General features: G+C 41.4%; 13 protein-coding genes. 1 reads left to right on the top strand and 12 read right to left on the bottom strand.

Annotated elements, in window-relative coordinates; genetic code table 11:
• Positions 1-196: 196 nt before the first annotated feature.
• The 12 genes from LU279_RS11795 to rpmH form a co-directional block, all read right to left on the bottom strand.
• Positions 197-1,711, bottom strand: a complete 1,515-nt coding sequence (locus LU279_RS11795; protein WP_274422702.1) for a DUF4340 domain-containing protein — start codon at positions 1,709-1,711, stop codon at positions 197-199.
• A complete protein-coding gene (locus LU279_RS11790; protein WP_274422701.1) occupies positions 1,711-3,222 on the bottom strand; it encodes a GldG family protein in 1,512 nt (503 codons plus the stop codon). Before LU279_RS11790 ends, LU279_RS11795 begins: the two co-directional genes overlap by 1 nt.
• A gap of 13 nt (positions 3,223-3,235) precedes the next feature.
• The gene (locus LU279_RS11785; RefSeq protein WP_274422700.1) at positions 3,236-4,099 is read right to left on the bottom strand and encodes an ABC transporter permease; all 864 of its coding nucleotides are present in this window, start codon (positions 4,097-4,099) and stop codon (positions 3,236-3,238) included.
• Entirely contained in the window at positions 4,083-5,132 is a 1,050-nt protein-coding gene (locus LU279_RS11780) for an ABC transporter ATP-binding protein (RefSeq protein WP_274422699.1), read from the bottom strand. Before LU279_RS11780 ends, LU279_RS11785 begins: the two co-directional genes overlap by 17 nt.
• Positions 5,133-5,256: 124 nt before the next feature.
• A complete protein-coding gene (gene rsmG, locus LU279_RS11775) occupies positions 5,257-5,979 on the bottom strand; it encodes a 16S rRNA (guanine(527)-N(7))-methyltransferase RsmG (RefSeq protein ID WP_274422698.1) in 723 nt (240 codons plus the stop codon).
• 22 nt (positions 5,980-6,001) lie between these two features.
• Positions 6,002-7,891 (bottom strand): tRNA uridine-5-carboxymethylaminomethyl(34) synthesis enzyme MnmG, encoded by a 1,890-nt coding sequence (gene mnmG, locus LU279_RS11770; protein WP_274422697.1) that lies wholly within the window; start codon positions 7,889-7,891, stop codon positions 6,002-6,004.
• Positions 7,892-7,906: 15 nt separating this feature from the next.
• Positions 7,907-9,280: a tRNA uridine-5-carboxymethylaminomethyl(34) synthesis GTPase MnmE gene (gene mnmE / locus LU279_RS11765; RefSeq protein WP_274422696.1), complete on the bottom strand. Its 1,374-nt coding sequence runs from the start codon at positions 9,278-9,280 to the stop codon at positions 7,907-7,909.
• A gap of 111 nt (positions 9,281-9,391) precedes the next feature.
• The gene (gene jag, locus LU279_RS11760; RefSeq protein ID WP_274422695.1) at positions 9,392-10,318 is read right to left on the bottom strand and encodes an RNA-binding cell elongation regulator Jag/EloR; all 927 of its coding nucleotides are present in this window, start codon (positions 10,316-10,318) and stop codon (positions 9,392-9,394) included.
• Between the two features lie 21 nt (positions 10,319-10,339).
• Positions 10,340-11,626: a YidC/Oxa1 family membrane protein insertase gene (locus LU279_RS11755; protein WP_274422719.1), complete on the bottom strand. Its 1,287-nt coding sequence runs from the start codon at positions 11,624-11,626 to the stop codon at positions 10,340-10,342.
• Between the two features lie 26 nt (positions 11,627-11,652).
• Positions 11,653-11,862: a membrane protein insertion efficiency factor YidD gene (gene yidD / locus LU279_RS11750; protein WP_274422694.1), complete on the bottom strand. Its 210-nt coding sequence runs from the start codon at positions 11,860-11,862 to the stop codon at positions 11,653-11,655.
• Positions 11,843-12,205 (bottom strand): ribonuclease P protein component, encoded by a 363-nt coding sequence (gene rnpA / locus LU279_RS11745; protein WP_274422693.1) that lies wholly within the window; start codon positions 12,203-12,205, stop codon positions 11,843-11,845. The genes yidD and rnpA overlap by 20 nt, the downstream gene beginning before the upstream one ends.
• Before the next feature lie 83 nt (positions 12,206-12,288).
• The gene (gene rpmH, locus LU279_RS11740) at positions 12,289-12,423 is read right to left on the bottom strand and encodes a 50S ribosomal protein L34 (protein ID WP_005423866.1); all 135 of its coding nucleotides are present in this window, start codon (positions 12,421-12,423) and stop codon (positions 12,289-12,291) included.
• 571 nt (positions 12,424-12,994) lie between these two features.
• Here rpmH and dnaA point away from each other — a divergent pair.
• A complete protein-coding gene (gene dnaA, locus LU279_RS11735) occupies positions 12,995-14,365 on the top strand; it encodes a chromosomal replication initiator protein DnaA (RefSeq protein ID WP_274422691.1) in 1,371 nt (456 codons plus the stop codon).
• The last annotated feature ends 146 nt before the right edge of the window (positions 14,366-14,511 follow it).

The following is a 14,511-nucleotide window of genomic DNA, read 5'->3' as shown; positions in this document are numbered from 1 at the left end:
GTCCCCGGAAATTATTTTCCGGGGACATTCCACATTCTGTAACCATAGCCGATGATTTTACAGATCAGGATATTTCTGCCTTTCTTCTGTTCTGTCTGTTGCCAGACAACTTAATTTTTTTAATATTTGCTGCTGTCAGACTGCCGCCATGCTCTTTCAGCTGTCCGTACAGCTCCTCTCAACCGGCTTGGTTGCTTTATTCTTCTGTATTTTTTTCAGCTTCTTTGCTCTTTTCTGAAGAATCTGCATTTAACATTTCCTGATATGCATCTGCGAGATCACGCACATCCATTTTGTTTACAAGATAAACCTTATCTCCTGTCACTGCTGCATAAAAGCTGGAATCGTACTCATAATAGCTTACCGTTGCTTTCTGTCCTTCTGTGTCAGTGAAATCAAAAGTAAAGGCGGCAGGTTTATCCGGCTTATATTCCTCAACAAGGCGTTCCTGACCCGCCATGTTGATCAGTTTATTATAAAAGGTAGTAAATACGGTTTCCTCGATTTCTTTTCCGTCAAGAGCGTAGGAAGCTTTTTCCTCTTCTCTTGTAACCTGAACGGTATGTGTTCCGTCCTCAGACTGAACCTCAAGGCTGTCCAGATTATTGACGGTCAGGTAATTTACAGTCAGGCTGTAAAAATCAGAAACTTTCTTTTCTGTGATTTCTGTCAGAGATGTCTCCGGAATCGTATACACCTGTTTGCTGTCGTTAACTTTTACATAACGGTTTCCGTCTTTCTCATCTCCTACATAAAGCACAAGTTTCTTTTCCACCTGAGCCTTTTCTTCTGCTTCCCCGGAGTCATCTGCATCGCCGGATATGTTTTCCTCTGGTTCTGCTTTCTCTCCATCCTCAGATGCCTCTGTAGTGCCCGTATCTGCCTCTGTATCCTCTTCTGCAAGGTAAGTTGCGGTAATTATTGCATATGGGTCATCAAAGCCATATTTGGCCGGATCTGTGCAATTATAATCTACAAAATCTCCATAAGTAAGAGAACCTATAGCAGAAGTGACAGCCCCGGTCTTTGAGGTATCTGCCTGCTCGGATGTTTTTCCGTCAGAAACATACCAGTACAGACTGTCAGCATCCTGAGAAAGCTGATATCCGTTTTCTTTTTCCACTTTTACATCTTTAATGGTTGCCGAAGTTACTGTGGGGAATTTTTCTGCCTCAGCAAACTCATAGGCAGTTCCCGTAAACGGATCCAGAGATACTGCGGAAACAAGATAAACGATTTTGTCATCCTCTGATTTTTTCATGTAATACTGACCGGAAGCTTCATTTTTCATTCCTACCTGAAGAACCGTTCTGTTTCCATCCTCTTCAGTAAGAGTGATCTGATGCTGAGGTTTGTCCAGATCATATTCGCCGAGATCCTCAGGATTTTCAATTTCCCGGTCTGCTGACAACGCTGTGAGAGCATTTACCGCACCGTCAAGAGTATCCTGGCTTACCGGAAAATCCGGCTCGTCTTTTTTTGCCCAGTGATCTCCGTCTTTCTCAAAAACCTCTTCTGCGCCTTCTGTTCCGGTAAATGAAACAGAAGTAACTTTTTCCGGATCCATTTCTACAACACTGACGCTGGTATCTGCTGCCTCAGCTTCTTTTTCTTCCTGGGAATCCACATAGGATGTAACTCCTATGTAGGTTCCTGAGAGAACAGCCAGTACAGCAACCCCGGAAATCAGTTTTACTGTCTTACTCTTCATTATGCTTTTCTCCTTTTCAGCCATACACAGAATCCGATCACAAGGAAGGCTCCCGGGATCAGACCCATGGTACAGATTTTCCAGAAGCTTACATCATAAGCAGTAGGTGTGAGAGCAGTTACCTGCAGGCTCTTGGATGGAATAGAAACCGCCTCTGCTTCATCCGAACTGCACATCCAGTTCAGAGATTCCATGATAAGCTGTTCATTTCCTCCTGCCACTGCTCTGTTGATCTGGCTGTCCATAAGGTTTGCTGTGGAATAATAAATAATCTGTGTCTGCCTGTCATCTTCAAGAGTTTCTGTAATACTTACTCCCAGATCAAAAGGCCCTGCAATATCTTCTTCTGATTTTTCCAGAGTTTCACTGGTCAGATCCACCTTTGAATAAGCGCTGTCAGAGGTTGTCAGAATACTGTCAATTGTCACAGTATCTCTTACACTGTCCAATTTACGGATACCCTGTGCATATGGCGCAAGGACAAAATATTTTTCTGATGCAAAATTTGCCACAGGCTCTGCACTTTTTACTTCAGGAACAACATAATACGGCATCTGCATTGCATAGTGCTGCGCATCTCCTTCAATTACAATTCCGTCAGTACGCTCTACTCCGTAGTTTTCCAGAACAGCATCAAAATTTTCCATAGGCTTTTCTGTGTAATCAGAAAAGATCATTGCTTTTCCGCCGTTTTCCAGATATTCAAGAATCGCATTTTTTTCATCCTCAGAAATATCTGTTGCCGGTGAATTGATCATCAGGCAGGCCGTATCTTCCGGCACACGTTCTTCTGTAAGAAGGTTCAGGGACCGGATCTCAATATTTGCCTTTTCAATATCCTCCCGGATAACGGCATCCAGATCCCTTTCCCCATGCCCGTCCAGTGTATAAAGAATCGGAAGGTTTTCTGAGGTTACATAGGAAATGGCGCTGGTGATCTGACCTTCTCCGTCAAATCCTGTGGTTTTATAGCTGTAAGTATTATAATCCACAGAAGTTTCGTAAATCTCACCGTAATCCACAACTTTGCTTCTTTCTCCACATTCAACGATCAGGCTGTTTGGAGAAACCTCTGCATCTGTATACTCTGAGGTAAACTTGGGATTTACAACAGGATCCTTCTTTTTTACTTTAATATGCTCAGATGCTTCCTCATATTTTTTCAGAAGCTTGCTTACGGTTTCATCCTCGGCTCCGCTCTGAGCGATCTGATAAATAGTTACATCCTTATTCAGTTTTTTAAGGAAATCTTCTGTCTGTTTTCCAATACTAAAAAGCTTCTGATCGCTGACGTCTATCTCGGAATACTTTGTAGGCAGAGCATTCACGATCATATTGATCACAAGTACGATCACAATAAAAATCACACTGATCAGCATACTGTAGGAACCGTTTTTGATATATTTTCCGTTAAAACTGGATTTTATTTTTTCTTTAAAAGATTTTTTTTCTGAGGTTTCTTTATTTTTCTTTTCCGGCTGCTTTTTTTTCAGTTTTTCTTTTAAATCCACTCTTCCCACCTCCTTAATTCCAGCGTCTCTTTACAATGGACTGAACAGTAAGAAACATACATACTGCAATGACTGAAAGGAAATATACGATTCCATTCACATCAAAAATACCATTTGCAAAATTATCAAAATGTCCGCTTATGTTAAATATCTGAAGAGCTTTCTGGATTCCACCTGCAAAAAAGCTGCTGTTCACCACATAAACCACTGCAAGAGCAGCCTCTCCGATCACACAGACCACTGCAGAGATCAGGAAGTTTTTGATCATTGTATAAATAATGATCGACACCGCCAGTATGAGAAGTCCAAAGGTAATGCAGGTAGCCAGCGCTCCTTCCGAGAAAAAGGAAGAAATACCGTTCATCATAAAAAATGCAAACAGAAATACAAAGGTCAGCACTGCCGCAATAACCTGGCTTTCTGTAAGAGAAGAAATAAATACGCCTATGGCGAGGTTCGCGCATCCCAGGAGAAAGAATCCAAGGATTCCCGTATATGCAGTTCCAAAAGATATAGTTCCAAACTTTGACATTACCAGAGGATACAGGCAAATGATCGCCATGGGAATTGCAAAGATTGTTACCAGAGCAAGATATTTGCCCATAACGATCTTTCCTACAGAAACAGGAGCTGTAAGAAGAAGCTGGTCTGTTTTCTGTTTCCGTTCCTCTGCCAGAGTTCTCATAGTAAGGATCGGCACACTGATCAGAAATACAAAGGTCAGAGCGCTTAGTGTGTACTCAAATCTGGGATATGCAGCATCCAGCTGATAGGCAGAAAAATAAATTCCTGTCAGTAAAAGTATAAAAAAGATAAACAGATATCCAATCATTGAGGTAAGATAGCTTCTCAGCTCTCTTTTATAAACTGCTGTCATGTTTATCCGCCTCCTCTGTCATGTTTTCTGAATCTCCGAGTACAGCTTCTGCTTCTTCCGCTGTCTGTATGCGGTCATTTGTGTCAGAAGAATCTTTTTTATTATCCTCTGTAAGCTCAAGGAAAATCTCTTCCAGAGAAATCTTCTGCGACTGCATTTCCAGGATCGGATATTGATTTTCCGCCATCTTAAAGAATACTTCTTCACGGATATCTGTATTTTCTTCTGTGGAAACAGTCACATTCCAGCCTTCCTGTTCTGATTTCTTCTCGATGGAGATTTCTTTTACTCCGGAAATTTCTTCCAGAAGCTGACGGATACGGCTCTTTTCTCCTTTTACCAGAAGATTCAGGTTATTGGATCCTGCTGCCAGCTTTCCAAGATTATCCGGAGTATCGCTTGCCACAAGCTTTCCGTGAGAAATGATCAGTACATAATCGCAGACTGCGCTGACCTCAGAGAGAATATGAGAGCTTAAAATAACCGTGTGCTTTTTTTTCAGACTTTTGATCAGATCTCTGATCTCTATGATCTGTTTCGGGTCAAGTCCTACCGTTGGCTCATCCAGTATGATAACCTCCGGATATCCGAGGATTGCCTGGGCAAGCCCTACCCTCTGACGATAACCTTTGGAAAGGTTCTTGATCAGACGGTTTTTCATATCTGTAATTTTTACCATATCCATGACCTCTTCGATCATGGCTTTTTTCTTGTCTTTTGGGATTTTTTTAAGATCCGCTACAAATTTCATATATTCCAGAACGGTCATATCGAAATAAAGCGGTGGCTGCTCGGGAAGATAACCGATGCATTTTTTTGCCTTTTCCGGCTCATCCAGAATATCATGTCCGTCTATGGTTACTGTACCCTCCGTAGACGCAATATAGCCGGTGATCATATTCATTGTTGTAGATTTTCCTGCGCCGTTGGGACCAAGAAATCCATAAATTTTGCCTTTCTCTATCTGAAAAGAAAGGTGGTCAACTGCCGTATGGTCGCCATACCGTTTAACCAGATTGCTGACTTCAATCACTGAATTCTCCTCCTTTTTCCCTGACTGTATTGAAGGCGGACTCTGTGTTTGTCCGCCTTATGAATATTCTATGAAAAAGTTGTGATAAAAGTAGGGGAATTGTGTGATGATTTTGTGAAACCAATTATACAAGTGGTTCTTTCAGAGGCGTTCCTGCCTTTCGGGGATATTTTCCCGGTGTGGATTTTATTTTTTCAATTACCACCAGAGATCTCTGGATCTCTGAATCCGGAAGGCTGAAATAAACCACATCCTTAATTTTTCCTCCGAGAATTTTTACTGCTTTTTCTGCCTGCTCTGCTTCTTCCTGAACAGTTCCTGATTTATAGGAAATAAAGCTTCCGCCAACCTTTACATAAGGCAGGCAATATTCAGAAAGTGTAGCCAGATTGGAAACTGCTCTTGATACGCAAAGATCAAAGCTTTCTCTGTAGGCTTTGTTTTTCGCATATTCTTCTGCTCTTCCATGAACAGCCGTAATGTCTGTCAGCTTTAAGATATCAAAAGTTTCCTCCAGAAAGTTCACTCTTTTTTTGAGGGAATCCAGAAGGCAGGCTTCCAGATGAGGAAATGCGATCTTCAGAGGCACTCCCGGAAATCCAGCCCCTGTTCCTACGTCCATAATGCTTTTTACTTTTTTTATGTCAACTGCTTTTACGCAGGCAAGACTGTCCAGAAAATGTTTTACAAGCACCTCCTGAAATTCTGTGATCCCTGTCAGGTTCATGACCTTGTTCTTTTCTACAAGATACTCATAAAAATCCACAAACTGCTGTTTCTGTTCTCCATTCAGGACAATTCCCATTTCCTGACAGCCCTGATCCAGTACACTTAAATCGTATGCCATAATTTTCTCCTTATCTGCTTTCTTATCTGCCTTTTCTGTACTGTTCCAGATATACAAGCAGTACAGATACGTCTGCCGGTGAAACACCGGAAATCCTGGACGCCTGTCCGATAGAAACCGGTCTGTAGGCTTCCAGCTTCTGTCTTGCTTCAATGCGAAGGCTTCCTACCTTTTCATAATCAAGATCCTCCGGGATCTTTTTTGCCTCCAGCTTTTTAAACTGTTCCACCTGCTTCATCTGGCGTTTAATGTAACCGTCATATTTCAGATTGATCTCTACCTGCTGCTTTACATCCCATGGAAGCTCTGGTCTGTCTTTATCAACAGCAGCCAGATCGTCATAAGTAAGCTCCGGTCTTCGGATCAGCTCTGCAAGGGTTGTTCCTGACTTCAGAAGAGTGCTTCCTTTTTCCTCAAGAAGCTTCTGAACCTCAGAAGTTCCTCCAATCGTCACATGTTCGGTTCTTTTTATTTCTGTTTCTATGGCTTTTTCTTTTTCCAGGGTTTTCTGCCAGGTTTCCTCATCGATCAGTCCGGCTTCATAACCCTTTCTGCGAAGTCTGAGATCTGCATTGTCCTGTCTGAGAAGCAGTCTGTACTCTGCGCGGCTTGTCATCATCCGGTACGGTTCATGATTTTCTTTTGTTACAAGATCATCAATGAGAACGCCTATGTAAGCCTCTGAGCGGTCCAGAACCAGCATTTCTTTTCCTTGCAGCTTCAGCGCTGCATTGATACCTGCAACCAGACCCTGAGCTGCCGCTTCCTCATATCCGGAACTTCCGTTAAACTGGCCGGCGCTGAACAGGCCTTTTATATTCTTAAATTCCAGTGTAGGATAAAGCTGCCGGGGATTGATGCAGTCATATTCAATGGCATAGGCATTTTTTACGATCTTTGCATGTTCCAGTCCGGGTACAGAATGATACATGGCATCCTGAACATCTTCCGGAAGAGAACTGGACATTCCTCCCACGTACATTTCATTTGTATAAAGTCCTTCCGGCTCAATAAATACCTGATGGCGGTTTTTATCAGCAAAGCGTACTACCTTGTCCTCAATAGACGGGCAGTATCTTGGCCCTGTTCCCTCGATCATACCTGAATAAAGAGGCGAGCGATCCAGGTTATTCCGGATAATCTCATGAGTCTTTTCATTCGTATAAGTCAGCCAGCAGGATTTCTGCGGAATCTGTACAGTTTCCGGATCTGTGGAAAAAGAAAACGGTACCACTCTTTCATCTCCGAACTGTTCTTCCATTTTGGAATAATCAATGGTATTTCCTGCAATACGCGCCGGTGTTCCTGTCTTAAACCGGAACATTTCCACCCCAAGCTCTTTCAGAGAATCCGTCAGATAATTTGCCGCCTGCAGTCCGTTAGGTCCTGTATAATCGCTGACATCTCCGTAAATGCACCGGGATTTCAGATAAGTTCCTGTACAGAGAATCACAGCACGGCAGTGATAAACAGCGCCTGAATAAAGTTCCACACCTGTAATCCTGTTCTCCTCTGTAAGAAGGCGGGTTACTTCCCCCTGTCTTATAGTCAGATGCTCCTGATTTTCCAGTGTTTTACGCATTTCATTGCTGTAAGCCTGTTTGTCTGCCTGAGCTCTCAGTGAATGAACTGCAGGTCCCTTTGATTTATTCAGCATTTTTGACTGAATAAAGGTCTTATCAATATTTTTTCCCATTTCGCCGCCAAGAGCATCCACCTCCCGTACCAGATGTCCCTTGGAGCTTCCTCCTATGTTGGGGTTACAGGGCATAAGGGCAATGCTGTCCACACTTACTGTAAACATTACTGTCTCAAATCCAAGCCTTGCTGCTGCAAGAGCTGCTTCACAGCCTGCATGTCCTGCCCCCACAACAACAATGTCACAATTTTTTTCCAACCTCTTTGCGCACATTCCTCTGTCCTCCATCTATTTTCCTACACAGAACTTGCTGAATATCTCATTTACCAGATCTTCTCCAAGGGATTCGCCCATGATCTTTCCAAGGCTTTCGTAAGCTCCCATAAGATCAATAGAAAAGAAATCCTCCGGCATTCCTGCCTCAATACTTTCCATTACCATGTTAAGGCTTTTTTCCGCCTCTTCCAGGGCAGTCTTATGACGTGCGTTTGTAATATAAACTTCATCATTAAAGGAAATTTCTCCGCGGAAAAACATTTCTTTAATAGCCGCTTCCAGATTTTCGATTCCTGTTTCTTCCACCACAGACACAGGTATCACCTGTTTTCCTGTTTTTTCTTCCAGAACTTCCGGGGATACCACCGGAGTAAGGTCTGTTTTATTATAAATAATAATGCTTTTTCTTCCGTGAAGCAGTTCCATGATCTCTTCGTCATTTTTATCAAGAGGCTGAGAAGAATCCACCACATACAGGATCAGATCCGCCTTTTCAGCCATTTGTCTGGCCTTTTCCACACCAATTTTTTCCACGATATCTTCTGTCTCTCTGATCCCAGCTGTATCAATAATTCTTAAACTGATTCCGTGAAGAGAAATATATTCCTCCAGAGTATCTCTTGTGGTTCCTGCGATTTCTGTTACGATCGCCCGGTCCTCTCCTACAAGAAAATTCAAAAGGGAAGATTTTCCTGCATTTGGTTTTCCCAGGATAACTGTGCGTATCCCCTCCTGGATCATTTTTCCGTCATCAGCAGATCTCAGAAGTTTTTTTACCTCTTCCGCCTCTTCCTTTACCACTTCCATCAGTTCATCCGGATACCCTTCCAGATCAAAATGCTCCGGATCATCCAGTGCAGTTTCTATATATGCAATATGATGAAGCAGCTTTGCCCTGATCTCCCGGATCACCCGGAGAACCGATCCCTTCAGCTGCTCTACAGAACTTTTCAGGGCTATCTCACTTTTTGCCTGGATCACATCCATAACCGCCTCTGCCTGAGAAAGATCCAGTCTTCCGTTCAAAAAAGCACGTTTTGTAAATTCTCCGGGTTCTGCCACCTGAGCCCCGTTTTTCAGCACAGTTTCCAGAACTCTCTTCATGGCAAACACACCGCCGTGACAGTCGATTTCTACGGTGTCTTCTCCTGTGTATGTTTTTGGACCGCGCATTACCATTACCAGAACTTCATCTACAGTTTCCTCTCCATCACAGATATATCCGTAGTGAATGGTATGGCTTTTTACTTCCTTTATATTTTTCTTTCCATTCTTTGACCTGTAGATCCTGGAAATTACATTCATTGCATCTTCTCCGCTGATCCGGACGATTCCGATGCCGGAAGCGCTCATTGCTGTGGAAATCGCTGCAATCGTTGTCTCCATCTGCAATCCTCCTTTATATAAAAAAATGTTACTCCGGGAAAAAGCCTACGTCAAGTCCGTATTATTCACGCTTTCACCCAGAATAACATTTTTGTTCAGATGTATCTCATCTTAATATCTTTTCAGTTTTACAACTACATGACGGTAAGGCTCTTCACCTTCACTGACAGTCTCTACAAATTTATTTCCCTGAAGAGCAGAATGGATAATTCTTCTTTCATAAGGATTCATTGGTTCTAGAACAACCGGTTTTCTGGTTTTCTTTACCTTATAGGCAATTCCTCTTGCCAGATTTTCCAGTGTTTCTTTTCTTCTTCTGCGGTAATCTTCTGTATCCAGTTTTACACGGATATATGCAGATTTCCCTTTATTTACAACAAGACTTGTCAGGTACTGAAGAGAATCAAGGGTCTGTCCTCTTTTTCCGATCAGGATTCCCATATCCTGGCCCTCAAAATTCACTTCCAGACAGCCGTCCTTTGTATTATATTTTGAGGTAAGCTCAACCTCTCCCAGTTCCATGGAAGAAAATATCTCTCTGAGAAATACAAGCGCTCTCTCTTCGACTTCTTTGATTTCTTCCGGATCAGAAAGAACCTCGATCTCTCTGGACGGCTTTACAGGTTTTTCTCTCTGAACTTTTTCTTTTGGCTCTCTTACAGGCTTTTCTTTAAAAGTTCTTTCATTTACAGGCTTCGGCTCTCTTTCTTTTGCTGCTTCATGAACCTCAGCTGCAGGCTCGTCCTTCTTTTCTGCTCTGTGAGAAGGTCTGGAATTCTGTTTCGGTGCCTTTTTCTCTTCTTTAAAGGATTCAATTTTTACTGAATCTACAATTTTTTCAATTTCTGCTTCCTCGGAAGAAACCTCAAGCTTACGTACCTTAATGATAGCCGGCTTGCTTCCAAATCCAAAGAAACCTGTACTTCCCTCAGTAATCACCTGAATGTCCAACTGATCACTGGATACGCCCAGTTCAATACACGCTTTTGTAATTGCTTCATTTTTCGTTTTTGCAGAAAACTGAACATACTCATTCATGATGAACCCCTCCGTTCCTTCCTATTTCTTCTTATTTCTTTCGTCAAAGGTTCTTACCAGATTTGCTTTTGCTGTAATACTGTCCGGTTTTGCAGACGTTGCCTTTTTGTAAGATTCCTCAACCTTTTTCGCACGCTCTGCTTCCGGAGAACCGCTGTTTCCTTTGTCTATCTTATTGATATTTCTTACGCTCTGATGTGCCTGATTCGTGATCTTCTGAGGCGGAAGTCCGGCTTTTGCCCTCTTCTCCTCTATCTTTTTCATGTTTTCATTGATCAGAACTTCAATATCCATCTTGTTCAGATGACGGTTAATAAGCACCTGCTGAACACTTCTTACAACAGCACTGGAAATCCAGTAAATACCAAGACCTACCGGGAAAGTGAAACAGAAAAATGCTGACATAAGAGGCATTACCATGTTCATGGTCTTCATGGAGCTTGCCATTGGGTTTGCACCGTTGTCATTCTGAGGCGCTGCCTGAGGCATCAGCTTCAGATTCAGTACCTGAGTTCCCCAGGAACATACAGGGATCAGAACTGCTACAATAGCAAGAAGAATGGAACCTCCTACAAATGCAGCTTTAATATAGTTCCATGGCTGATCTGCAATATTCAGCCCCAGAAAGCTCTGCATATGAGAAATTTCTGCTGCTGTACTGTTAATTGCATCTGAAAAGCCTGCAAACTGTTTCATATCTGCCAGTTTCTCCCACTGTGAAGGAGAAAGTGCATACAAAAAGTCAATAACTGAGTTGGAAGTTGCTGTCTGACCGTCAAGGATCAGTCTTACACGGGTCATTTTATTCTCATTAATAAAATTTTGAAGGATATTTGTATATCCGCCAATACCAATAATCTGAGAAGCAACTCCGTCAAGAACACTTTTTACACTGCCGACATAGGCAGGAATATTCTGGATTACATGCCACAGAGACCACAGGATCGGCAGCTGGATCAAAAGCTGAACACAGCTTCCGGTAGGGGATACTCCGTATTTCTGGTAAACTGCTGAGGTTTCTTCCTGCATTTTCTGCATGGAAACCTGATCTCTTTTATTCTGATATTTTTTCTGGATCTTCATCAGCTCCGGCTGCATAACTGAACTCAGTTTTGAGAATTTCTGCTGCTTGATCTGAAGAGGAGTCATAAAAAGATAGATCAGAATACTGAAAATAATGATACAAAGACCAAGATTCTGGATTCCGAACAATCCGTCAAGGAATTTGTAAATACCGTTCATTACCCAACCCATGACAACTGAGATCTGACCAATGATCGGAGTCGAGTTCTTTGTAGCTAAAATCATCAATTCCAATTTTCATTTCCTCCTGATTATGGCACAGGATCATATCCTCCGTGAGAAAAAGGATTACACCTTAAAATTCTCCAGAGGGCAAGCAATCCACCCTTGATCGCGCCATATTTTTGGATTGCCTCCAAACCATATTGAGAACATGTGGGAATATAAGGACATTTTGTTCTCTTCATCGGTGATAAATATTTTTGATAAAGCCGTATCAGTTTAATCAGAACATTTTTCATTTTTCTTTTCACCTGCTATATGATGCTTTCCGGCCAGATGCAGAAGGGCGCTCTCTATTTCCTGATAGCTCTTTCCCTTTGCAGAAGCCCTGGCAATAACTACAATATCCAGGCCGTTACAAAATAACGGTTCATTTAAACGATAACTTTCCCTTATCAATCTGGTGATTCTGTGGCGGACCACACTGTTTCCTACTTTTTTACTTACTGATATTCCCAGACGATTCTTCATGTACTGATTTTCCAGTACGTACATCACCAGATACCGATTTGCCTTTGATGTTCCATGTCTGTAAACCTGCTGAAAATCTTTGTTTTTCTTTAAGGACTCTGAATATTTCATCTGGTCCTCCTTCAATTCTTATTCTTACAGAAATAATCCTGTATAGAAGAAAAGACCACAATACTGCGGTCTTATGTCTGATCTTATGCTGATAACTGCTTTCTTCCTTTTAATCTTCTTGCAGCTAATACTTTACGGCCGCCTTTTGTGCTCATACGAGCTCTGAATCCGTGAACTTTAGCTCTTGATCTCTTCTTTGGCTGAAATGTCATTTTCATAGGTAAAGCACCTCCTTTATCTATTATCCAATTTAAAAATTTTCATAGAACATCATTTCAATTATATTCATAAAGACCCTGTTCGTCAAGCTAAAAATAAGATTTTTATATAAAAGAACCGCTTCTTATCAGGTTTGAAAGTTCCTCTTACTTCCGGCTGTTTATAATCAACATATAGATGTGGAAATCTTCAGTTTACGTAATGTTATCCACATTTTGTGGATAACTTGTGGATAACTTTGAGGACACCCTGATAAATATCCACATTTTTCGACTTATTTTTACACATTATGTTTAAAAAAGCCTTTATTTTACAAGGATTTTTACGTGGACAATGTTATACACAATCCCCATGGGTATTTATCCACTATTGACAATCTTATGTAAACTTAAAGGGGATTTTCCACACCTCCCACATTATCCACATGTGGAAAAATGTGGATAACTATAATTATTCAAATAAGGATTGCGTAAAACCTTTATTTATTATAATATATATAAGGGTATTTATGTCTTTCAGACTTAATATAAACAAAAAAACACCTTAAACCAAGGATCCGGGAGAGTGAAAATGGATAAAGTAATAGAAAAATGGGATGAAATCCTTCAAATCGTGAAAGTTGAATATGATGTTGCGAACGTTGCCTTCAATACGTGGCTGAAGCCTTTGAAAGTATACGAGGTAAGGGACAACGTTGTCACGATCCTCGTTCCTTCTGAACAGAGTGTTCTTTTAGATATTGTCAACAAAAAATACAGACTGCCTCTTCAGGTTACGATCTGCGAGGTTACAGGAATGGAAAGCTGTGAAATTCAGTTTATTCTTCCGGAAAATGTCCCGAAAAAAGAAAATCCTTCCTATAATATGTCTGAATCCAGATCTGTTCGAGATCAGAGATGCGAAGAAGCTCATCTGAATCCAAAATACACATTTGACAGCTTTATTGTAGGAAGCAACAACAAATTTGCTCAGGCGGCAGCTCTTGCAGTAGCGGAATCTCCGGGAGATACTTACAATCCTCTTTTTATTTACGGAGGCGCCGGACTGGGAAAAACTCACCTGATGCATTCCATTGCACATTATATTATTGATAATAACGAAAACAGTAAGGTTCTTTATGTAACAAGTGAAGAATTTACCAATGAACTGATCGAGACGATCCGAAACGGAAATAATTCAGCAATGTCCAAATTCCGTGAAAAATACAGGAATATTGACGTTCTCCTTGTTGACGATATCCAGTTTATTATAGGAAAAGAGTCCACACAGGAGGAATTTTTCCATACATTCAACAGTCTCCACAGCGCCAAAAAACAGATCATCATATCTTCTGATAAACCGCCGAAAGATATGGAAATCCTGGAAGAACGTTTCCGTTCCCGGTTTGAGTGGGGTCTGATCGCAGATATTACGCTGCCGGATTATGAAACCCGAATGGCGATTCTTCATAAAAAAGAAGAACTGGACGGCTATAATATCAGCGAAGAGGTTATAAAATACATAGCCACCAATATAAAATCCAATATCCGAGAACTGGAAGGCGCCTTTAATAAAGTAATGGCAAGTTCCAAGCTTGAAAAAAAGGAAGTTACCCTGGAACTTGCTGAAAAAGCGCTGAAAGATATCATTTCACCGGATCAGCAGAAGGTAATTACCCCGGAATACATTATTTCTGTAGTAGCGGAGCACTATCATGTGACAACAGCAGACCTCTGCGGAAACAAAAGAAGCTCAAAAATCGTGATGCCAAGACAGATTGCCATGTATTTGTGCAGGGATATTATAGATACGTCACTGAAAACCATTGGAAAAAATCTCGGAAACCGTGATCACACCACAGTTATGCACGGAATTGAGAAAATTGAGAAGGAACTTCAAACAAATGACAACCTGAAAAATTCCATTGACACCCTCAGGAAAAAAATTAATCCACAGGGATAATTACTTTATCCACATAGGACCCCCCGGGTTTTACACGAAGTTATACAGTTTGAAAGTCTTGATTTTTAAGGCTTTTTTGGACTTTTTCACATATTCACAGCCCCTAAGGCGGCTAATACGGATTTTTTCTTATTTATTTTTTAAAA

It is taken from the genome of Blautia sp. XA-2221 (assembly GCF_028767025.1).
Lineage (GTDB): Bacteria > Bacillota > Clostridia > Lachnospirales > Lachnospiraceae > Blautia_A.
The sequence above is the reverse complement of the archived record's forward strand: the minus strand, read 5'-3'. Positions and strand labels throughout refer to the sequence as shown.

Bases quoted from the DNA above. Each gene is read 5' to 3' on its own strand.
- LU279_RS11795 (WP_274422702.1), bottom strand. From the start codon at position 1,711: ATGAAGAGTAAGACAGTAAAACTGATTTCCGGGGTTGCTGTACTGGCT.
- LU279_RS11785 (WP_274422700.1), bottom strand. From the start codon at position 4,099: ATGACAGCAGTTTATAAAAGAGAGCTGAGAAGCTATCTTACCTCAATG.
- rsmG (WP_274422698.1), bottom strand. From the start codon at position 5,979: ATGGCATACGATTTAAGTGTACTGGATCAGGGCTGTCAGGAAATGGGA.
- mnmG (WP_274422697.1), bottom strand. From the start codon at position 7,891: ATGTGCGCAAAGAGGTTGGAAAAAAATTGTGACATTGTTGTTGTGGGG.
- mnmE (WP_274422696.1), bottom strand. From the start codon at position 9,280: ATGGAGACAACGATTGCAGCGATTTCCACAGCAATGAGCGCTTCCGGC.
- jag (WP_274422695.1), bottom strand. From the start codon at position 10,318: ATGAATGAGTATGTTCAGTTTTCTGCAAAAACGAAAAATGAAGCAATT.
- LU279_RS11755 (WP_274422719.1), bottom strand. From the start codon at position 11,626: ATGATTTTAGCTACAAAGAACTCGACTCCGATCATTGGTCAGATCTCA.
- yidD (WP_274422694.1), bottom strand. From the start codon at position 11,862: ATGAAAAATGTTCTGATTAAACTGATACGGCTTTATCAAAAATATTTA.
- rnpA (WP_274422693.1), bottom strand. From the start codon at position 12,205: ATGAAATATTCAGAGTCCTTAAAGAAAAACAAAGATTTTCAGCAGGTT.
- rpmH (WP_005423866.1), bottom strand. From the start codon at position 12,423: ATGAAAATGACATTTCAGCCAAAGAAGAGATCAAGAGCTAAAGTTCAC.
- dnaA (WP_274422691.1), top strand. From the start codon at position 12,995: ATGGATAAAGTAATAGAAAAATGGGATGAAATCCTTCAAATCGTGAAA.